At 69.1% G+C, this 20329-nt stretch carries 20 protein-coding genes and 1 tRNA gene; 8 read left to right on the top strand and 13 right to left on the bottom strand.

What is annotated here, in order from left to right:
- Positions 1-44: 44 nt before the first annotated feature.
- The 6 genes from rplL to ACYVIO_RS00670 form a co-directional block, all read right to left on the bottom strand.
- Positions 45-431 carry a 50S ribosomal protein L7/L12 gene (rplL, locus tag ACYVIO_RS00645; RefSeq protein ID WP_460648647.1) on the bottom strand — a complete coding sequence of 129 codons (387 nt, stop codon included), beginning with the start codon at positions 429-431 and terminating at the stop codon, positions 45-47.
- 67 nt (positions 432-498) lie between these two features.
- A complete protein-coding gene (gene rplJ / locus ACYVIO_RS00650) occupies positions 499-1122 on the bottom strand; it encodes a 50S ribosomal protein L10 (protein ID WP_425828798.1) in 624 nt (207 codons plus the stop codon).
- A 237-nt stretch (positions 1123-1359) separates the two neighbouring features.
- Positions 1360-2547 carry an MFS transporter gene (locus ACYVIO_RS00655; RefSeq protein ID WP_460648648.1) on the bottom strand — a complete coding sequence of 396 codons (1188 nt, stop codon included), beginning with the start codon at positions 2545-2547 and terminating at the stop codon, positions 1360-1362.
- 51 nt (positions 2548-2598) lie between these two features.
- Positions 2599-3003 carry a RidA family protein gene (locus ACYVIO_RS00660; RefSeq protein ID WP_460648649.1) on the bottom strand — a complete coding sequence of 135 codons (405 nt, stop codon included), beginning with the start codon at positions 3001-3003 and terminating at the stop codon, positions 2599-2601.
- A gap of 15 nt (positions 3004-3018) precedes the next feature.
- Positions 3019-3753 carry an IclR family transcriptional regulator gene (locus ACYVIO_RS00665; RefSeq protein ID WP_460648650.1) on the bottom strand — a complete coding sequence of 245 codons (735 nt, stop codon included), beginning with the start codon at positions 3751-3753 and terminating at the stop codon, positions 3019-3021.
- A complete protein-coding gene (locus ACYVIO_RS00670; RefSeq protein ID WP_460648651.1) occupies positions 3750-4778 on the bottom strand; it encodes a sugar kinase in 1029 nt (342 codons plus the stop codon). Before ACYVIO_RS00670 ends, ACYVIO_RS00665 begins: the two co-directional genes overlap by 4 nt.
- Before the next feature lie 146 nt (positions 4779-4924).
- Between ACYVIO_RS00670 and ACYVIO_RS00675 the strand changes: the two genes are divergently transcribed.
- The 4 genes from ACYVIO_RS00675 to ACYVIO_RS00690 all read left to right on the top strand — a co-directional run bounded on the left by ACYVIO_RS00675 (position 4925) and on the right by ACYVIO_RS00690 (position 10102).
- Positions 4925-6235 (top strand): type III PLP-dependent enzyme domain-containing protein, encoded by a 1311-nt coding sequence (locus ACYVIO_RS00675; protein WP_460648652.1) that lies wholly within the window; start codon positions 4925-4927, stop codon positions 6233-6235.
- Positions 6235-7818 (top strand): N-acyl-D-amino-acid deacylase family protein, encoded by a 1584-nt coding sequence (locus ACYVIO_RS00680; protein ID WP_460648653.1) that lies wholly within the window; start codon positions 6235-6237, stop codon positions 7816-7818. Before ACYVIO_RS00675 ends, ACYVIO_RS00680 begins: the two co-directional genes overlap by 1 nt.
- Positions 7819-8009: 191 nt before the next feature.
- Complete coding sequence (locus ACYVIO_RS00685) at positions 8010-8639, top strand: bifunctional 4-hydroxy-2-oxoglutarate aldolase/2-dehydro-3-deoxy-phosphogluconate aldolase (RefSeq protein ID WP_460648654.1); 630 nt, start codon at positions 8010-8012, stop codon at positions 8637-8639.
- Between the two features lie 74 nt (positions 8640-8713).
- On the top strand, positions 8714-10102 hold the full coding sequence (locus ACYVIO_RS00690) for a GntP family permease (protein ID WP_460648655.1): 1389 nt from the start codon (positions 8714-8716) through the stop codon (positions 10100-10102).
- Here ACYVIO_RS00690 and ACYVIO_RS00695 read toward each other — a convergent pair.
- Both ACYVIO_RS00695 and srmL read right to left on the bottom strand, forming a co-directional pair.
- Positions 10095-11309: an MFS transporter gene (locus tag ACYVIO_RS00695; RefSeq protein WP_460648656.1), complete on the bottom strand. Its 1215-nt coding sequence runs from the start codon at positions 11307-11309 to the stop codon at positions 10095-10097. The two genes, ACYVIO_RS00690 and ACYVIO_RS00695, sit on opposite strands and share 8 nt — an antisense overlap.
- Before the next feature lie 72 nt (positions 11310-11381).
- Positions 11382-12500, bottom strand: coding sequence for a PheS-related mystery ligase SrmL (gene srmL / locus ACYVIO_RS00700; protein ID WP_460648657.1), 1119 nt, complete (start codon positions 12498-12500; stop codon positions 11382-11384).
- Between the two features lie 216 nt (positions 12501-12716).
- Between srmL and ACYVIO_RS00705 the strand changes: the two genes are divergently transcribed.
- Together ACYVIO_RS00705 and ACYVIO_RS00710 are read left to right on the top strand one after the other, a co-directional pair.
- The gene (locus ACYVIO_RS00705) at positions 12717-13781 is read left to right on the top strand and encodes an alpha-hydroxy acid oxidase (RefSeq protein WP_460648658.1); all 1065 of its coding nucleotides are present in this window, start codon (positions 12717-12719) and stop codon (positions 13779-13781) included.
- Positions 13782-13798: 17 nt separating this feature from the next.
- Positions 13799-14644: a methionyl-tRNA formyltransferase gene (locus ACYVIO_RS00710; RefSeq protein ID WP_460652043.1), complete on the top strand. Its 846-nt coding sequence runs from the start codon at positions 13799-13801 to the stop codon at positions 14642-14644.
- A gap of 63 nt (positions 14645-14707) precedes the next feature.
- On the opposite strand, the gene rplA is transcribed toward ACYVIO_RS00710, so the two are convergent.
- From rplA to ACYVIO_RS00735, 5 genes are all read right to left on the bottom strand, one after another.
- Positions 14708-15427, bottom strand: a complete 720-nt coding sequence (gene rplA, locus ACYVIO_RS00715; RefSeq protein ID WP_460648659.1) for a 50S ribosomal protein L1 — start codon at positions 15425-15427, stop codon at positions 14708-14710.
- A 109-nt stretch (positions 15428-15536) separates the two neighbouring features.
- Positions 15537-15968 carry a 50S ribosomal protein L11 gene (gene rplK, locus ACYVIO_RS00720; protein WP_184798850.1) on the bottom strand — a complete coding sequence of 144 codons (432 nt, stop codon included), beginning with the start codon at positions 15966-15968 and terminating at the stop codon, positions 15537-15539.
- A gap of 9 nt (positions 15969-15977) precedes the next feature.
- Positions 15978-16847 (bottom strand): transcription termination/antitermination protein NusG, encoded by an 870-nt coding sequence (gene nusG, locus ACYVIO_RS00725; RefSeq protein ID WP_460652044.1) that lies wholly within the window; start codon positions 16845-16847, stop codon positions 15978-15980.
- Positions 16848-17247: 400 nt separating this feature from the next.
- Positions 17248-17490, bottom strand: a complete 243-nt coding sequence (gene secE, locus ACYVIO_RS00730; RefSeq protein WP_020388149.1) for a preprotein translocase subunit SecE — start codon at positions 17488-17490, stop codon at positions 17248-17250.
- A 55-nt stretch (positions 17491-17545) separates the two neighbouring features.
- Positions 17546-17618 (bottom strand) — tRNA-Trp (locus ACYVIO_RS00735).
- Positions 17619-17899: 281 nt separating this feature from the next.
- Here ACYVIO_RS00735 and ACYVIO_RS00740 point away from each other — a divergent pair.
- Both ACYVIO_RS00740 and ACYVIO_RS00745 read left to right on the top strand, forming a co-directional pair.
- Complete coding sequence (locus ACYVIO_RS00740; protein ID WP_460648660.1) at positions 17900-19093, top strand: pyridoxal phosphate-dependent aminotransferase; 1194 nt, start codon at positions 17900-17902, stop codon at positions 19091-19093.
- A gap of 119 nt (positions 19094-19212) precedes the next feature.
- Entirely contained in the window at positions 19213-20268 is a 1056-nt protein-coding gene (locus ACYVIO_RS00745; RefSeq protein ID WP_460648661.1) for an adenosine deaminase, read from the top strand.
- The last annotated feature ends 61 nt before the right edge of the window (positions 20269-20329 follow it).

Genomic DNA, 20329 nt, shown 5'->3' on the forward strand with positions numbered 1-20329 from the left:
GCCCTTCGGCTTTACTGCTGGGTGTGCGGCCTAGGCCGCACAGGTCACTTGACGGAGACGGTGGCCCCGGCGCCCTCGAGGGCCTCCTTGGCCTTCTCCGCGGCAGCCTTGTCGACCTTCTCCAGGATGGCCTTCGGCGCGCTCTCGACGAGGTCCTTGGCCTCCTTCAGGCCGAGGCTCGTGAGGCCACGCACCTCCTTGATGACCTGGATCTTCTTGTCGCCGGCCGACTCCAGGACGACGTCGAACTCGTCCTGCTCGAAGGCCTCTTCGGCCGGGGCGCCCGGGGCACCCGCGGCGGCGGCGACGGCAACGGGAGCAGCGGCGGTCACGCCGAACTCCTCCTCGAACGCCTTTACGAACTCCGAGAGCTCGAGCAGGGTCAGTTCCTTGAACTGGCCGAGCAGCTCTTCGGTGCTGAGCTTCGCCATGGTGGCGGTCCTTCCTAAACGTCTAACTGGGTGATCACTGAATGGGGTGTTGCGTGATTCGAACGGGTCAGCTGTCAGCTGACGCGGTCTCCTCGGTGCTCGCCTCGGCAGGTGCGTCGGCGGGTGCGTCCTGCACCGCTTCGGCAGCCGGAGCCTCGTCCGCCACGGGGGCGGCCTCGGCCGGCAGCTTGTCCTGCAGCGCCGCGAACAGGCGCGCGGCCTGCGACAGCGGAGCAGCGAACAGCGACACCGCTTGCTGCGGGGCCGCCTTCATCGCACCTGCGAGCTTCGCGAGGAGGACCTCACGCGACTCCAGGTCAGCGAGCTTGTTGATCTCGTCGGAGCCGAGTGCCTTACCGTCCAGCACACCGCCCTTGATGACGAGAAGGGGATTGGCCTTGGCGAAGTCACGCAGCCCCTTGGCCGCGACCACCGGGTCGCCCTTGATGAAGGCGATGGCCGACGGACCCTGCAGGAGCGAGTCGAACGACTCCACCCCGGCGTCCTTGGCCGCGATCTTGGTCAGCGTGTTCTTCACCACGGCGTAGTTCACGTCGTCACCGAGCGTAGTGCGGAGCTGCCGCAGCTGCGCCACGGTGAGTCCGCGGTACTCGGTCAGCACGGCGCCGTTGGAGCTCTTGAAGTTCTCAGTGAGCTCTGCGACGTCGGCGGCCTTGTCCGGCCTCGCCATGGGTCTCCTTCCGCTCTGTCTTCCGACAGAGTTGGACTTGTCTGCCACACCGCCGACCCACAAAAACGAAAACGCCCTTGCGCAGGCGCAAGGGCGTGAACAAACAAAGCTGTCACACTTCCAAGTCAACCTGCGCGGGCCGCCCACCTTCGTGGGACCTTCAGTCGCTCGGGAGCGACAACCAGCGGTCTTCGGCAGTGTCAAGAGTAGCCGGGTGCGCGTGTCCCACCAAATCGGTTACTCGACGGGCCGTGGGCGGGGTGGGATCCAGCGCTTCATCGCCAGCGCGGCCGCCCAGCCGGTCAGGCCCATCACCACGATCGCCGGGGCCAGTGCGCTGATCGCCGTCACGGCCGACAGCAGGAACGGCCCGGCCGCACTTCCGGAGTCCGCGAAGAGCCGGAACGCGCCGAGGAACTGTGCCCGACCGACCGGCGGCGAAGCGTCCGCCCCGAGCGTCATGATCACGCCCGCGCCTAGCCCGTTGCCCACACCCATCACCATGGCGACCACGGTCAGCGCCCCCGCGGAGTGCGTGAACGGCAGCAACAGATGCGCCAGGCCGAGCACGGTCATCGACGGTACAGCGACCCACTTGCGCCCGAACCGGTCCATCACCGAGCCCGCCGGATAGAACAGCAACATGTCGACGGCGCCGGAGACACCGAAGATCAGGCTGGTCGTCTGTGGATCGAGCCCGATGTGCTCGGCCCACAGCGGGACGACCACCTGCCGCGACGCCCGGACCGCGCCGACGAGCAGCGCGCCGACGCCGAGCGTCCGCAGTACGGGCAAGTGCTCGCGGATCACGGCGCGCGTCGACTGGACGACGACGGGCCGGGCCAGGCGGTTGCGTCGTACGGACTCGATGTCGGGAAGGCTCAGCAGTACGACGCACGCCAGCGCGGCGGCGACCAGGTGGACCCAGTAGGCACCGTCGGTGCCGAGGAAGCGCATCACGAAAGCGCCGAGGAACGGACCGATGAACGAACCGATCCGCTGGACGCCACCCAGCGTCGACAGCGCCCGGGCCCTGAGCTCCAGGGGGACCGCTTCGCTCAGGTAGGCCTGCCGGGCCAGACCCCAGACCGAGCCGGCCAGACCGGTGGCACCGATCGCGAGCGCGAGACCCCAGACGTTCGGTACGACGAGACAGGCAGCGAGAGCGATCGACACGAGCACGGTCGCCAGCAGCATCGCGCGGCGCTCGCCGATCCTCGTGGTCAGCGTGCCGGCGGGGATGTCGCCGATCACCTGGCCGACCCCGGCGGCCGCGACGACCAGACCGGCGACCGCGAACGACGCCCCCAGGTCCCGCGCCGAGAGAGCGACAACGGGAGCGATCGCCCCCTGGCCGATGCCGTAGAGCAGCGCCGGCAGGTAGACCGAGGGGGCGATCTTCCAGAGACTGACGGGATCTGCCATCCCGCCTATCGTCCCACCTTCAACCAGTTGGTGAGACGGCGGTACTACTTCTTAAGACAGGACGGCCAGCGCGTCGATCTCGACGAGCATCTGCTCGAGCGGCAGGCCGGTGAAGACGGTGGTGCGCGACGGCAGCACGCCGCTCGGGGTGCGCTCGCCGACGAACTCGGCGTACGCCTCGTTCATCGGGACGAACAGGTCGCGCGACGTCAGGTAGACCCGCAGCATCACGACGTCGTCCATGCTGGCGCCGCCGGCCTTGAGGATCGCCTCGATGTTCTGCAGGACGCGGGTGGTCTGCGCCTTGACGTCGCCCTCGTGGACGAACGACCCGGTCGCCGGGTCGACCGAGCCCTGGCCGGACACCTGCAGGATGTTGCCCTTGCGCACCCCCTGGGAGAACACGGGCATCGGGGCGGGCGCGTCGGTGGTGGAGACGACGGTCTTGTCGGACATCAAGTGAAGGCCTCTCTAGTTGTAGTCGTTACCTATTGCAGCAGTGGTCGAGAGAAGGTCCGGCAGCAGCTCCAGGACCTGGCCGTAGTTGAGCAGCACGTCCGGCACCGAGATCGAGACCGCGCCGACGACCCGGCCGGAGCGTTCGGTGATCGGCGCGCCGATGCAGTTGATGAAGGACTCGTGCTCGGCCCGGTCGTGCGACCAGCCCTGGGTGCGGACCTTGTCCAGCTCGTCGCGCAGCTGGTCGGGCCCGGTGATCGTGTTCGGCGTGAACTGGTGGTACTCGATCGTGGTCAGCAACGCCTCGCGCTGCCGCTTCGGCTGCGCCGCGAGCAGCACCTTGCCGACCGCCGTGCAGTGCAGTGCGGCCGGGACGCCGACCTGCGAGTACATCCGGACCGACTGCACGCTGTCGAGCTTGTCGATGTAGATGACCTGCCCGTTCTCGTACGCCGCCAAGTGCACTGTCTGGCCGGTCCGCTGGTTCAGCTTGCGCAGGTGCGGCGCGGCGATGTCCCGTACGACGTGCTGCTCGCGGGACGCGTCGGCGAGTGAGAACAGCCGGGAGCCGAGGCGGTAGCGGTGCGCTTCGTCTCGTCGTACGAACCGCTCGGCCTCCATCGTGCGCAGCAGGCGGAGCACGGTCGTCTTGTGCACGTCGAGCTCGGTCGCCAGCTGGTCGAGCGAGCGATCGCCCTCCCCGAGGCTGACCAGGATCTGCAGGGCGCGGCCCAGACTCTGACTCACACGGTCACCCCCATCGGGCCGACCCTTGTCTCGGCCCACTCCTCGGCCGGGCACTGCAGCAGTGCTTGCCTTACTGAGGATTCCGGGGGCTCGGCGTGGTCGTCCGGGACGGTGAGGACAGCCGCGGCGCTCAGGTGGCCGGAGCGCAGGCGCTGCTCCATGGGCAGGCCATCGAGGGTCGCGGCGAGGAAGCCGGCGGCGAAGGCGTCGCCTGCGCCCACGGGCTCGACGACGTCGACTGTCAGTGCAGGCACCTCCGTACGGCGATCGCGGGCGGCCTCTCCGTTCTCCCCCGGACCCGTTGCCGGCTCCAACGCGAGCGCCACATGCGCGTCCGACTTCACGACGATTGTTGCTCTAGGCCCCAATAGTTCACGCAGCTCACCGGGATCGCTGGTCCCGGCGAACAGCATCGCCTCGTCCGCACCGATCAGCACGACATCTGCTGCTCGCAGCAACCGCCAGAGCGGCGCCGGGTCCTTGTCCCGCCACAACGCTGGTCGCCAGTTGAGATCGACACTCAACATGAAGCCCAGAGAATCCCTCAGCGCCGCGAGCCGATCGAGCATCGCCGCTGTTTCGTCGGACAGCGCGGCCGTGATCCCCGTCGTATGAACCAGCTCGGCACCAACCAACCGATTGCGCACAGCAGGCCGATCCAGGAAGTCGGCATCCATCGCCGACGCCGCCGAGCCCGAGCGGTAGTAGTGCATCCGCGTGCGCCCGCCGAGCGTGTGCTTCACGTACAGGCCGGTCGGCCTCACCGGATCGTCCTCCACGCCACCGACCTCGACGCCACGATCGCGGAGGTCCTGCAGCACGTGCCGGCCGAATCCGTCAGCTCCGAGCCGGGAGATCCAGCCGGTCGGGATCCCGAGCGCGGCCAGCCCGCCGGCGACGTTGCACTCGGCGCCGCCGACCGAACGGCGGAACGTCTCGACCTCCTCCAACGGGGCACCGGTATCGGCGGCGAGCATGATCATCGCCTCGCCGAGGCAGACCGCGCGGGGCACCAGGTCGACCATCGGGTGTCCTCTCTCGCAGTCCGTTGACGGGAGTTCTGGCGCGATGCTACAACCGAGGAGTCAGAATGCGCAACGCGCATTGCATAATACGCAATGCAGGCACTACCTGACCTGTCTCGTCGCCGTCCTTCTGGAGGAACCAGCCGATGTCAGCTTCCTACGACGCAGCCGTGGTCGCAGCCCTGGCGGACCAGCCGGTGAGTTGGCAGGACAAGGCGCTCCCCCCGGCGTGGTGGGGGCGGACCGTGCGCGAGATCCTCGCCGACCGGCCGCGCCTGTCCCAGCTGCCGACCCCGTTGCTGACGCTGTCCGGTCCCGGGATGGAGCACAACCTCGCGACGCTGTCCCGCTGGTGCAGCGAGCACGGCGTCGAGCTGGCCCCGCACGGCAAGACCACGATGGCCCCCGCCCTCTGGGCCGCGCAGCTCGACGCCGGCGCGTGGGCGATCACGCTCGCCAACGCGTTCCAGCTCGGCGTCGCCCGGGCTTTCGGCGTACGGCGGGTGATGGTCGCCAACGCGGTGATCTCCCCGCTGCAGCTCCGCTGGATCGCCGACCAGCTCGCCGCCGACCCGTCGTTCGAGGTGCTCGTCTGGGCCGACTCGGTTCGGACGGTCGAGCAGATGGAGGCCGCGCGTTCGGCACACGTCGGCGCGGACGCGCGGCCGCTCGACGTACTGGTCGAAATCGGCGGTGCCCACGGTCGCACCGGAGCCCGTGACGCGGAGACCGCCCTCGCTGTCGGTGAGGCCATCGCCGCCTCCTCTACTCTCCGCCTGGCCGGAGTCGCCGGTTACGAAGGCGCCATCGCCCACGGTGCCGACGAGGCCGGCCTCCAACACGTCCGCGCGTACCTGCAGTCCCTGGCCGACGTCCACACCCAGCTCGCCGACCTCTACCCCGCGGACGTCACCCCCGTAGTCAGCGCCGGCGGCAGCGCGTACTTCGAACAGGTCGCCAAGGTCCTGGGCCCGCTGTCGTCCACCGGCGCCCGGGTCGTGTTGCGTTCCGGCGCCTACATCGCCCACGACGACGGCTACTACCGCGAGATCTCGCCCCTGGGCTCAGCCCCGCGCACCGACGGCGACCGCCTGATCCCGTCCATGCACGGCTGGATCCGCATCACCTCCCAGCCGGAACCAGGCCTCGCCATCTTCGACGCCGGCAAACGAGACCTTCCTTTCGACGAGGGCATGCCCGAGCCCCAACTCCTGCGCCCCCGCACCGAAGGCGAGTCCCCCACACCGCTGAAGGGCCTGGAGGTCACCAAACTCAACGACCAGCACGGCTTCCTCCGCTTCCCCGAAGGCGAGCCCCCCGTGGTGATCGGCGACGAACTGAGAGTCGGCCTCTCCCACCCCTGCACCGCCTTCGACAAATGGGGCCTGATCCCCGTCATCGACGACCCCGACGCCGCAGACCCGGTGGTCGTCGACCTGGTCAGGACGTTCTTCTGATGCTCCAAATCAAGAACGCCACCATCTTGGACGGCACCGGCTCCCCGGCGTACCAGTCGGACGTCACCATCGACGACGGTCGCATCGCTGTCATCGGAACAGCAGCACCCACAGAAAAAACTCTTGATGCTTCTGGGCTCGTGCTCTCGCCCGGCTTCATCGACATGCATGCTCACTCCGACCTGCAGATCCTCGCCAACCCCGACCACACCGCGAAGGTCAGCCAGGGCGTGACTCTCGAGGTGCTCGGCCAGGACGGCCTCTCGTTCGCCCCGATCGACGACCCGACCCGCGCGGCCGTACGACGGCAGATCGCCGGGTGGAACGGCGAGCCCGACGACTTCGAGTTCTCGTGGGACACCGTCGAGGGCTACCTCGCCCGCCTCGACCAAGGCATCGCCTGCAACGCGGCGTACCTGGTCCCTCAAGGCACCCTCCGGATGATGGTCGTCGGCACCGAGAACCGCCCCGCCACCCGAGCCGAGCTCGACGAGATGAAGCGACTCCTCGCCGAAGGCCTGCAGCAGGGCGCGGTCGGGATGAGCAGCGGCCTGACCTACACCCCCGGCATGTTCGCGACCACCGACGAGCTGGTCGAGCTGTGCACGGTCGTCGCCGAGTACGGCGGCTACTACAGCCCGCACCAGCGCTCGTACGGCAAGAACGCCCTCGACGCGTACGGCGAGATGATCGACGTCGCCCAGCGTTCCGGCTGCGCCCTCCACCTCACCCACGCGACGATGAACTTCGAACCCAACCGCGGCCGCGGCGTCGACCTCCTGCAGATGATCGACGAGGGCCTCGCGCAAGGTGTCGACATCACTACCGACACCTACCCGTACTTGCCCGGGGCAACAACTCTCGCCGCGATCCTCCCGAGCTGGACCGCCGAGGGCGGTCCCGACGCGCTGCTCGCCCGCCTGCAGGACCCGCAGGACCGCGAACGGATCGCCCACGAGCTCGAACAGGTCGGCACCGACGGCTGCCACGGCTGCGTCACCGACTGGAACACCATCGAGATCGGCGGCGTGAAGAACCCCGAACTCTCCGGCGCCGTCGGCAACACGATCGCCGAGATCGCCGCGGGCATCGACAAGCCGCCGTCCTGGGTCTACTTCGACCTGCTCGTCCGCGACAACCTCGCGACCACGATCCTCCAGCACGTCGGCCACGAGGAGAACGTGCAGGCGATCATGCAGCACCCGACCCACACGGGCGGTTCGGACGCGATCCTCGTCGGCGGCAAACCCCACCCACGCGCCTGGGGCACTTTTCCCCGCTACCTCGCCCACTACGTCCGCGAGCTCGGCGTCCTCGACCTGGCCGACTGCATCCACCACCTCACCGGCCGCCCCGCCCGCCGCCTGGGCCTCACCGACCGAGGCCTCATCCGCGAGGGCTACCACGCCGACCTGATCCTCTTCGACCCCGCAACCGTCAAGGACACAGCCACCTTCGCCAACCCCCGCCAGCAAGCCGAGGGCATCCCCTGGGTCTTCGTAGCCGACGAACCAGTCATCGAAAACGGCGTACGAACCGAAGCCCTCCCCGGCCGAGCAATCCGCCGTACGCCGACCACCTGACCCCACCCCCACCGCCCGCGCCCCAACCCCAAGTCCCGACCGAGCACTCACGCCCCGCCCACCGCCCACACCCCGGCCCCGCCCGAGCCCCAAGTCCCGACCCACCGCTCCCGCCCCAAGTACCGACCCCCGACCCGGCCCCTCGCCCCGACTCCTCTCCCCCTGACCGCCCCCACGAAAGGACCCACCGCATGACCACCCTCGACCTGCTCCGCGCCGACCGGGTGCTGAGCGTCGTCCGCGCCCCCGAGATCGGCGACGCCCGCGACCTCTGCTCCGCGCTCGTTGCCGGCGGCATCCACGTGATCGAGCTGACCTTCACCACCCCCGACCTCCCGAAGCACCTCGAGCGCGCAGCCTCCGGCGACACCGGCGCGGTCGTCGGCGCCGGCACCGTGCAAACCGCAGCCCAGGCAAGGACAGCAGTCGAAGCCGGCGCAAAGTTCCTCGTCACCCCCGGCCAAGGCCCCGAAGCCGCCGCGATCGTCGCCGCCGCCCACGAAGCCGGCGTACCGATCGTGCTCGGCTCCCTCACCCCCTCCGAGGTGATGACCGCCGTCGCCCTCGGCGCCGACGCGGTGAAGATCTTCCCCGCCCACCAGTTCGGCCCGAAGTACCTGAAGGACCTCAATGGTCCCTTCCCCGGCGTCCCCCTCGTCCCGTCCGGTGGCGTGAACGCGACCAACGCCCGCGCCTTCCTCGACGCCGGCGCACTCGCCGTCAGCGCCGGCACCGACGTCGTCTCCCCCGCCGACGTCGCCACCGCCAACTGGTCCGACATCACCACCAAGGCCAAGGCCTTCTGCGCCGTACTGGCCTGACCACCACAGCACCAAGAGCACCACCCCGTACTGCGGCGTCCCGGCCGCAGTCCCTCCCACCCCTCGGAGTCCCCATGTCCGGAGCCGTCGACTGGCTGCACACCAGCACCCCAGGGTTGCTGCTGCTGTGCGTGGTAGCGATCGCGCTGCTGCTGTTCCTGATCATCAAGGTCAAGCTCGAACCGTTCATCTCGCTGCTCGCCACCAGCCTCTTCCTGGCGCTGGCGGCCGGCCTGAACGTCCGCACGATCGTCGGTACGGCGCTCAAGTCCAGCGATTCCCTGCTGGAGAAGGGCTTCGGCGGCATCCTCGGCCACATCGCCGTGATCATCGGTCTCGGCACGGTCCTCGGCGCGCTGCTCGAACGCTCCGGCGGCGCGGACGTCCTGAGCCGGCGCCTCCTGAAACTGTTCGGGCCGAAGGGTACGCCGGTCGCGATGGGCCTGGTAGGCCTGATCTTCGGCATCCCCGTCTTCTTCGACATCGGCATCTTCGTGCTCGCGCCGCTCGTGTACGTCGCAGCCAAGCGCGGCGGCAAGTCACTGGTCCTGTACGCGCTCCCGGTCCTCGCCGGCCTCTCGATGACGCACGCCTTCCTCCCACCGCACCCCGGCCCGACCGCGGTCGCCGGACTGCTGCACGTCGACATGGGCTGGCTGATCATCATCGGTCTCGCCTGCGGCCTGCCCGCGTTCGCCGTCGCCGGCATCCTCTGGCCGCTCTACATCGCCCCGCGCGTGCCCGTCAGCGTCCCCGCCGACTACGTCGTCGAGGAAGAGGAGTCCCGCCCCGAACCCCCGCTGGCCCTGGTCATGAGCGTCATCCTGCTCCCCCTGGTCCTGATCCTCGGCGCCACTTTCGGCACGCTGATCCTCGATCCGGACCGCGACCTGCTCAGCGTCCTCACCTTCCTCGGCAACCCGGCCGTCGCGCTGCTCATCGCCGTACTGCTCGCCTACTACCTCCTCGGCGTACGGCGTGGGATGAGCAACGCAGAGTTCAGCGAACTGAGCAGCAACTCCCTCAAGCCGGTCGGCATGATCCTGCTCGTCGTCGGCGCCGGCGCCTTCTTCGGCGCGGTCATCTCGGCGACCGGAGTCGGTGCGGCACTCGCCAAGAGCCTGTCCAGCGCGGGCCTCCCCGTCCTCCTGCTGGCGTACGTCATCTCCTGCGGCCTCCGCATCGCCCAGGGTTCGGCCACGGTCGCCATCGTCACCACCGGCGGCATCGTCGGTCCGCTGCTGACCGCCGACGGCTACTCCCAGGCCCACCTGGCCCTGATCGCCGCGGCCATCTGCGCCGGGTCGATCATCCTCAGCCACGTGAACGACGGTGGCTTCTGGATCGTCGCCAAGTACTTCAACATGACGGTCAAGGAGACCCTGCTGACCTGGTCGGTCCTGGAAACCGTCCTGTCTCTCGTCGGCTTCGGCATGGCCGCCTTGCTCTGGGCCATCATCTGACCGCCAACCGCTTGCTCGCGGCAACAGCCAGCGCCCCAGCAAGCAGCACGGCACCAACGAGATAGGGAGCAGAAGCCCGTACGCCGTACAGCGCGGCGGCGGCAGTCGGTCCGACGATCGACGCCACCCCGTTGAACGCGTTCGTCAGCCCGGCGACGCTGCCCTGCTCGTGATCGCTCACGAGCAGGGTCGGCCCGGCCGAGTACCCCGGAATCGCGAACGCGTACCCGAACCCGACCACCGCGGTCGCCGCCACGATCACGACGAAGTTCCCCGCGAGCGCCAGCACCACGAACCCGCTCAGCACCAACGGCAGCCCGCACCGCAGCAGCCAAGCCGGCGGCCAGGCGAGGCGGCGTACGAAGAACACCTGCCCGATCAGCGAGGCCACGCCCGAGGCAAGGAACGCCAGCCCGCTCAACCGCGCGGTCTCCTCCGCACTCAGCCCGAGCCGATCCTGCAGCACGAATCCCAGCAGCACCCCTTGGATGCTCAACGTCGAGAACAGCACGAACCCGATCACCAGAAACGACCGGATCCGCGGATCCAGCGGACTCAGCCGCCCGGGCTTCACGTCCGGCGGCGCGATCACCGGCGTCGTCACCCGCAGCTTGAACCACAGCAAGCAGCCGATCGCGGCGAGCAGAACCGGTGGAACGTAGAGCGGCACCAGCAATCCCTGCAGGGCAAGCAATCCACCGAGCGACGGCCCGACCACGCCCGCGATCCCGAACGACGCACCGATCATCGCGAACGCCCGGACCCGCGACCGCCGATCGGTCGTCACCGCGACGACGTACGACTGCGTCGCGATCGGCGTCGCCGCGCTGGTGACGCCGTACAGCACACCCCGGAGCAGCAGCGCCAACGCGAATGTCACCGCGGCCGGCAGGATCCCGAGCAGCCCGAGATGAGCGACCACCGCGAACCCGAGCAGCCCGAGCGACGCCCCGAAGATCGACGAGATCAGCACCCGCCGATGCCCCCACCCCGTCACCTTGCGCCCCCAGAACGGGCTGATCAGGATGATCGTCAGCGCGGACGTCGACAGGATCAGCCCGATCTGGAACGTGCTCAGGCCGATCTCCCGCGACAGCGGAGCCATGATCGAGGCCAGCAGCTCGCGGCCGGTGTAGACGCCGATGATGCCGCCGTACACGTAGGGCGTCAGTGAGACCGCCGGGTGCTGCGGTTCTGGCCCGGACACCCAGCGATCCTCCTGACGCACGACGGCCGAACCATCGACCCTGCGCGACTCACGACTCCGCTGTCAACGGATCTACCCGATCAGCTCGACCACTGCTCCTTCGTGCAGCTCCTCGTAGACCCGGTCGCGCAGCTGGTTGGCCTCGGCATCGGTCAGCGTGTGGTCGACCGGGCGAAGGACCAGTCTGACCAGCACGTTCCGCTGCCCGGGCGCGATCTGGAGCCGGGTGCGCGCAGCCTCCGGCAGTTCGTCGTACGACGTCTCGCTCAGCACCTCGACCGACTCGGCCGCGTCGGCCGCCTCGCCCAGTGCCGCCCGCAACCGGTCGCCCAGCAGCTCGGGAGACAGATCGGTGTCCGCGCCGACGACCACCGACAGGTCCCGGCGTACGGCGGGCATCGCCGAGACCGCCTTGTACGGCAGGAGATCCAGCATCTGACCGGCCACTCGCGGATCCGTCGACCGGAGCAACCGAATGTCGCGGATCCCCTTGCGCAGCATCATCAACCGGTCGAGCCCGGGCCCCATCGCGAGCCCGGTCCACCGCTCGTCGAGTCCGGCCCGCCGCAGTACGGCAGGCGCCGCGACCCCGCACTCGCCGATCTCGATCCACTGGTCGTCGAGCAGTACGTCGATCTGCCGCCCGTGCGTCGTGTACGGATGGACGGCAGGCACGGTCCGGTAGGTCTGACCGGGCAGGACCGTCGTGACGAGCCGCTCGATCATCGCCTCGAGCTCGGGCTCGCCCAGCTGGACGTCGCGACTGATCCGCCACAGATCCAGCTGGTGCGGCGTACCGGTGTGCTGCCAGTCGACCGAGTCGCGGCGGTAGCAGATCCCGGCGCAGATCATCAGCACGTCGGTCGACTCGGACTGGGCGAGCTCGCGCAGCGCCGGCGGGATCATCGCCGAGGTGTGGCTGCGCAGGACCTCACCGGCCGAGGCGTAGCGGGTGTAGCGAGCGTCCCGGGTGACCGCGTCGCCGGCGTACCCGAGGTTGTCGTAGTTGTCGGCGAGCGGCACGACCGGGTGGTCGCGCCGGATCCAGGTCTCGGTGTACGGCCAGGCCTGGCCGAGCGCTGCCTGGATCGAGTCGACGATCAGCTGGAGCGCGTGCGGGCCCTGGGCGGGATCGGTGAGATCGCGCAGAGCCAGGGCAGCGTGCAGTTCGGAGGTGGTGAGGACAGCCATGGGAGTTTCTCCTGAGGTGAGCAGGTACGGGGGAAACGCACACCCCGACCGGCCGCGGTCACCTCAGGGAGAGAACGCAGCAGCGGCCCACCCCGTCGGCACCGCTGTGCCGGCCGGGGCGCGGAAATCGCTGCCCGTGCTGCTGCATGCCTCTACTTTACCGGGCGCGCGAAAATGCCGCTTGCGGTTATCCCCAGGGGTGCGAGGATCGATGTCATGCGATGGATCGACACGTTGGAAGCGGCCGCGGCGGAGAAGCTGCCGGAGGCGGTGCACAGGTACTTCCGGCAGGGCTCGGCCGGCGGGGTGAGTGTCGGCGAGGCGGTCGACGCCTGGTCGTCGTACCGGTTCCGCCCGCGAGTGCTCACCGACGTGTCCACGATCAGCACCGGTACGACGGTGCTCGGGACTCCCGTCGCCGGGCCTGTGCTGGTCGCGCCGACCACCCTGCAACGGCAGGCCGATCCCGACGGCGAGGCGGCGATGTCGGCCGGAGTCGCGGCAGCCGGATCGGTCCTCGGAGTCTCGAGCAACGCCGGTACGACGTACGCGGAGATCGCTGCGGCGGGAGCGCCCTGGTGGCTGCAGATCTACGTGACGCGGAACCGCGACTACACGCGGCAGATGCTCGACGCGGCGGTGGCGGCGGGCGCGCGGGCCGTCGTACTGACTGCTGACACGCCGGTCGTCGGCCGCAAGGAGGACGACGGGCCGACGGTGTGGGAGCTCGTCCAGCCGGGTCACCTGCGCGCGAACGTCGACGAGTCGGCGTACTCCGACGACGACCTGGCCAAGGCCGACGACCTCACGCCGGACGTGATCGACTGGCTCGGCGCGCACACCGGGCTCCCGGTGGTGGTGAAGGGCGTGTTGCGCGGCGACGACGCCCGCCGCTGTGTCGACGCGGGCGCGGCCGGCCTGATCGTCTCCAACCACGGCGGCCGCCAGCTCGACGGCGCGATCGCCACGGCCCACGCGCTGCCCGAGGTCGTGCAAGCCGTCGCCGGGACCAACGCCGAGGTGTACGTCGACGGCGGCATCCGCCGCGGCGAACACGTCCTCACCGCGCTCGCGCTCGGCGCCCGCGCCGTCTTCGTCGGCCGCCCTGCCCTCTGGGCCCTCACCGTCGGCAGCTCCCCTGGCGTCACGCGCCTGCTCACCGACCTGTACGACGAGCTCGCCCACGCCCTCGCCCTGACCGGGGTCCCCAGTCCAGCCGCGCTCACTCCGGATCTGATCACCCCGGCAACATCTCGCCGCGTCTCCGGCGAGATTCACTGACGGTGCAACCATTGACCATGCTGCGAATCGTCACCCTGAACACCTTCCAGGCCGGCTACCGCGTCGTCTCGGAGTGGGCCGCGCGCAACGGCCACGAGATCGTCCTGCTCGTCACCCTCCCGGCCGGTGGTGAGCGGTACGACGAGACCGCGCCGCCGCTGGTCGCGAGCGTGCCGCCGGAGCTCGACGTCCTGGTGACGAAGAAGCTGCGCGGCGTCGCCGCTCCGGTGATCGAGGCGCTGGAGCCGGACCTGATCATCTCCGCGGCGTTCCCCCGGCTGATCCCCGACGAGGTGCTGAAGCTCCCGCGGTACGGCGCGCTGAACTGTCACCCGTCGCCACTTCCGGCCGGCCGCGGCCCGAATCCGCAGCGGCTGATCTACGAGGGAGCCGACGAGGTCGCGGCGAGCGTCCACCGCACCGAGCCCGGCTTCGACACCGGCGCGGTCCTCGCCCAGCGCTCGATGCCGCTGCCCGACGACCTCAACGGTGGCCCGCTGATGGAGTCGTGGCGCACGCTGCTGACCGCGTGCCTGGACGAAGCCGTCCCGCGCGCGGTCGCCGGCGATCGCGGCGAGCTCCAGGATCCGTCGAAGGTGACCGAGGCTCCGGCGTTCACGCCCGAGGAGTACGTACTCGACCTGGCCGAGCCGGCGGCCGCCGTACGGCGAAAGGCCGCAGCGCTCAACATCACGGCGGTGCGTGCCCGAGTACTGCTCGACGGGGTCGAGTACCTGGTTGCGCGGACCGACCCGGCCGAGGCTGCGGCTGGAGATCCGGGGAGCATCGTGGCCTCGCACTCGGACGGCTTCACGGTACGGACCGCCGACGCCGCGCTCCGGCTCACGGCCGCTCGCGTCTGAGGAACAGCAAAAGGCCCCGGTCGGTCGACCGGGGCCTTTCGGGTGCTACAGGTGAGCCGAAGCTCAGGCGTCGTCCTCGCCCAGCATGTTGCGGGTGATGCTGGGGTCCACCTGGACGCCCGGACCCATCGTGGTCGAGATGACGGTCTTCTTGATGTAGCGGCCCTTCGAGCTGGAGGGCTTCAGCCGGAGAATCTCCTCCAGCGCGGCGCTGTAGTTCTCCACCAGCTGGGCCTCGTCGAACGAGCCCTTGCCGATGATGAAGTGCAGGTTCGCGTGCCGGTCGACGCGGAACTCGATCTTGCCGCCCTTGATGTCGGTGACAGCCTTCGTCACGTCCGGGGTGACCGTTCCGGTCTTCGGGTTCGGCATCAGACCACGCGGGCCGAGCACGCGGCCCAGGCGGCCGACCTTGCCCATCAGGTCGGGGGTGGCGACGACGGCGTCGAAGTCGAGCCAGCCGTCGGTGACCTTCTTGATCAGGTCGTCGTCGCCGACGAAGTCGGCGCCGGCGGCCTTGGCGGCCTCGGCCTTCTCACCGGTGGCGAAGACGAGGACCCGTGCCGTCTTGCCGGTGCCGTGCGGAAGGTTGACGGTGCCGCGCACCATCTGGTCGGCCTTGCGGGGGTCGACCCCGAGGCGCATCGCGACGTCGAGCGTCGAGTTGAACTTCTTGCTACCGGCCGCTTCCTTGGCGAGCTTGATCGCCTCGAGCGGGGTGTAGAGGTGATCGAAGTCGATCTTCTCCGCGATGTTGCGGTAAGCCTTGCTGCGCTGTGCCATTGCTTTTTCTCCTGAATGCGGACGCTGGTCGCGTCCGTTGTGGTGGTGGCGGACAACTTTCGTCGTCCTTCCACAACTGCTGTGAAGTACTACGGGCGAGCCGGACGGCTCACTTGTCGACGGTGACGCCCATCGAGCGGGCGGTGCCCTCGATGATCTTCATCGCGGCGTCGATGTCGCGGGCGTTCAGGTCCGGCATCTTGGTGGTGGCGATCTCGCGGACCTGGTCCTTGGTGATCTTGCCGACCTTCTCCTTGTGCGGGACCGGCGAGCCCTTCTGCAGGCCTGCCGCCTTCTTGATCATCTCCGGCGCCGGCGGCGTCTTGGTGACGAAGGTGAAGGACCGGTCTTCGTAGATCGTGATCTCGACCGGCACGACGTTGCCACGCATGGACTCTGTCTGGGCGTTGTACGCCTTGCAGAACTCCATGATGTTGACGCCGTGCGGACCGAGAGCGGTACCGACCGGCGGTGCCGGCGTCGCGGCACCGGCTTGCAGCTGCACCTTGACCAGGGCAGCGATCTTCTTCTTGGGAGGCATTTCGGGTCCTTAGACTTTCTGGATCTGGCTGAAGCTGAGTTCCACCGGGGTTTCCCGGCCGAAGATCTCCACCAGCGCCTTGATCCGCTGGGCGTCGGCATTGATCTCCGTGATCGTGGCGTGCAGGGTCGCGAACGGCCCGTCGACGACCATGACCGAGTCGCCCACACCGAAGTCGGCGACCTCGACCTTCTTCTTGGCCGCGGTCTTGGTGGGTGCGGCACCGGTCTCGGCTGCCGCCGCCTCGGCCGCCGCCACGACGGCCGGAGCGAGCATCTTCTCGACCTCTTCGAGGCTGAGCGGTACGGGCTTTTGGCTGTTGCCGACGAAGCCGGTCACCGACGGCGTGTGCCGCACGGTCGACCAGGACTCGTCGGTCAGGTCCATCCGGACCAGCACGTAGCCGGGGAGCACGGTGCGCTTCACCATCCGGCGCTGCCCGTTCTTGATCTCGGCGACCTCTTCGGTCGGCACGACGATCTCGAAGATGTAGTCCTCCATGTTCAGGGAGGTGATCCGGTTCTCCAGGTTCGACTTGACCCGGTTCTCCATCCCCGAGTACGTGTGCACCACGTACCAGTCGCCGATCTGGGAGCGCAGCGTGGCGCGCAGCTCCTCCAGCGGGTCGCCCGGCTCCTCCGGCTCGGCCTCTTCCTCGGCCTCGTCGGTGTCGTCGTCGGCGTCGTCCGCGGCGGCAGCCGGTACGGCGGCCTCGGCGTCGTCGTCCTCGTCGTCATCTTCGTCGTCGTCGGAGTCGGCCCCGGCGGAGAAGACGACCTCGTCGTCCTCGACCTGCTCGGTAGTGTCGTCCGGCGCGGTCTCGGCGGTCTCGGTGGCCAGCTCGTCGGTCGCGTCGTCGACGTCGGCGGCGGTGACCACCTCGTCGTCCTCGGCGTCGTCGGCCGCGGCCACGATCACCACCGGCTCGTCGTCGGAGTCGTCCGCGTCGGCGTCGCCAGCCTCGGCGTCGTCGTCGGCGGCGTACTCAGCCTCGGCCTTGTCGTCGACGTCCGCGAACGGGTCGTCGTCGTCATCGGCGATCACGACGTCGTCATCGTCGTCGTCGTCGATGTCCAGCTCGAGATCCAGATCCAGCTCGACGTCGTCATCGTCGCCGGCCACAGCGGACACGTCGAAGTCGTCCTCGAAGTCGAGGACCTCGTCGTCACGCTCGGACACGTTGTACTCCGTCATCTCTGCATCGGGTGTTGTCTGCGGGCCTGGGTCGGTCAGCTCGGCGCGGGACCGGACGGCCGGTGGATCGCTACGGCGAGGGCGGTCAGCCGAAGATCTTGAACATCGCCCAGCCGAAGGCGAGGTCGAGCACCGACACGATCGCGATGACGAACACCACGAAGGTCAGCACGACCACGAAGTAGGTGGAGAGCTGCTTGCGCGTCGGCCAGACGACCTTGCGGAGCTCGGCGACCACCTGGCGGTAGAAACGCAGCAGCCGGTTTCCCGACTTGCTCTCCGCAGGCTTGCCGGCGCCGGACGGTGCCGGGGTGCGCGTCTCCGTCACGACCTACCTCTTTCGCTAGCGGCGGCCTGACCGGCCCAGCGCCGATCAGGAGTTGCAGGGCACGAGGGACTTGAACCCCCAACCTTCGGTTTTGGAGACCGATGCTCTGCCAGTTGAGCTAGTGCCCTCTGCAATCTCTCCCGGACGCCGCTGACCTGATCTCGGGCATGCCGGATCAGGGCCATCTACGCCCGGACTAGAAGAGTGTACGGGGTGGAAGCCACCTGGTCGAACTGAGGCCTACCCCGTCACGACCCCACCGGGCGCCGTACCGCGAGCAGAACCTTACAGCCTTCACCGGGTACAAACGCCACCCACCCCGGGATGGTTCCCGGTCTCCCGGCAGCTCGCGGTGTCACCAACCGATACCGAGATGTCACCACGGGAGCAGTGGTGCCAGGATGGGGGTATGGCTTCCCGCATCTCTGCACGGATTGGTGCAATCTCCGAGTCGGCCACGCTGGCGGTCGACGCCAAGGCGAAGGCGCTCAAGGCGGCCGGTCGCCCGGTGATCGGCTTCGGCGCCGGCGAACCGGACTTCCCGACGCCCGACTACATCGTCGAGGCCGCCGTCGTGGCCGCCCGCGATCCGAAGAACCACCGCTACAGCCCGGCCGGTGGTCTGCCCGAGCTCAAGCAGGCGATCGTCGAGAAGACCAAGCGGGACTCCGGCTACGAGGTCGAGGCGGCCCAGGTCCTGGTGACCAACGGCGGCAAGCACGCGGTCTACAACACCTTCGCGACGCTGCTCGACCCGGGCGACGAGGTGCTGCTGCCGGCGCCGTACTGGACGACGTACCCGGAGACCATCCAGCTGGCCGGGGGCGTCCCGGTCGAGGTGCTGGCCGACGAGAGCCAGAACTACCTGGTCACCGTCGAGCAACTGGAGGCGGCCCGGACCGAGAAGACCAAGGCGCTGCTGTTCTGCTCCCCGTCGAACCCGACCGGAGCGGTGGACACCCCCGAGGCGATCGAGGCGATCGGCCGCTGGGCGCTCGAGCACGGCATCTGGGTGATCACCGACGAGATCTACGAGCACCTGACCTACGGCGACACGAAGTTCACCTCGCTGCCGGTCGCGGTGCCCGAGCTGGCCGACCAGACCGTCGTGCTGAACGGCGTCGCCAAGACGTACGCGATGACCGGCTGGCGGGTCGGCTGGATGATCGGCCCGAAGGACGTCATCAAGGCCGCGACCAACCTGCAGTCGCACCAGACCTCGAACGTGAACAACGTCGCCCAGCGGGCCGCGATCGCCGCGCTCACCGGTGACCTGTCCGCCGTCGACGAGATGAAGGTCGCGTTCGACCGGCGCCGCAAGCTGATGGTGTCGATGCTGAACGAGATCCCCGGCGTCGAGTGCCCGGAGCCGACCGGCGCGTTCTACGCCTACCCGTCGGTCAAGGGCGTGCTCGGCAAGGAGATCAACGGCCGGACCGCGACCACCTCGGCCGAGCTGGCCGCGATCATCCTGGACGAGGCCGAGGTCGCCGTCGTCCCGGGTGAGGCGTTCGGCGCCCCCGGCTACCTGCGCCTGTCGTACGCCCTCGGCGACGACGACCTGACCGAAGGCGTCTCCCGGATCGCCAAGCTGCTCGGCTGACATCTGCTCGTACGACGGCCCGCCGGACCTCGTCCGGCGGGCCGTCGCTGTTCCCTCGCCAAACAGTTACGGGACCGCCCGGTTTCCTGACTCGCGCGATCTGTCGGTAACCTTCTGTGATGGCGCCACGCGACCTTCGGCTGCTGCCGAAAACCCATCTGCATCTGCACTTCTCCGGGTCGATGCGTCACCTCACCCTGGTCGAGCTGGCCGACAAGCACGGCGTACGGCTCCCGGACGCCCTGCGCACCGACTGGCCGCCGGACCTGTCCGCCGCCGACGAGCGCGGCTGGTTCCGCTTCCAGCGGCTGTACGACATCGCCCGCTCGGTGCTCAGGACCGAGGACGACGTACGCCGTCTGGTCCGCGAGGCCGCCGAGGACGACGCCGCGGACGGCTCCCGCTGGCTGGAGATCCAGGTCGACCCCTCCGGCTACGCGAACCGCTTCCACGGCATCACCGAGTTCACCGACCTGGTCCTCGACGCCGCCCGCGACGCCGCCGCGACGACCGGCATCGACGTCCAGGTCGTGATCGCCGCCAACCGCACCCGGCACCCCCTCGACGCCCGCACCCTGGCCCGCCTGGCTTCCCAGTACGTCGGCCGAGGCGTAGTCGGCTTCGGCCTCTCCAACGACGAACGCCGCGGCACCACGTCCGAGTTCGCCGCAGCCTTCCGCATCGCCCGCAACGCCGGCCTCCTGGCCGCCCCACACGGCGGCGAACTCTGCGGCCCGAGCACCGTCCGCACCTGCCTCGACGAGCTCGGCGCCGGCCGCATCGGCCACGGCGTCCGCTCCGTAGAAGATCCCGACCTCCTCAAGCGCATCGTCGACGCGCAAGTTGCCCTGGAAGTCTGCCCAGCCTCCAACGTCTCCCTAGGCGTCTACCAACGCCCCGAAGACGTCCCCCTCCGCCAGCTCTACGAAGCCGGCGCCCGCATCGCTCTCGGCGCCGACGACCCTCTGTTGTTCGGCTCCCGCTTGGCCGAACAGTACGAAACCGCCCGCACGGTCCACGCCTTCACCGACGCAGAACTGGCGGACCTGGCCCGAGGCTCAGTCCTGGCCTCAACGGCTCCGGCCGACGTCCAAAAAGGCTTGCTGTCCGACATCGACGACTGGCTCGGCGCCGACCTGAACTCGCCCACCACAGCCCCTGCGACGACGTACTGACCAGGGCCTGAAAAGTGCGCTGAGAGTTCCTGTGCGGTGCATTGCCCGGGCAACCCCGCGG

It is taken from the genome of Kribbella endophytica, assembly GCF_054781295.1.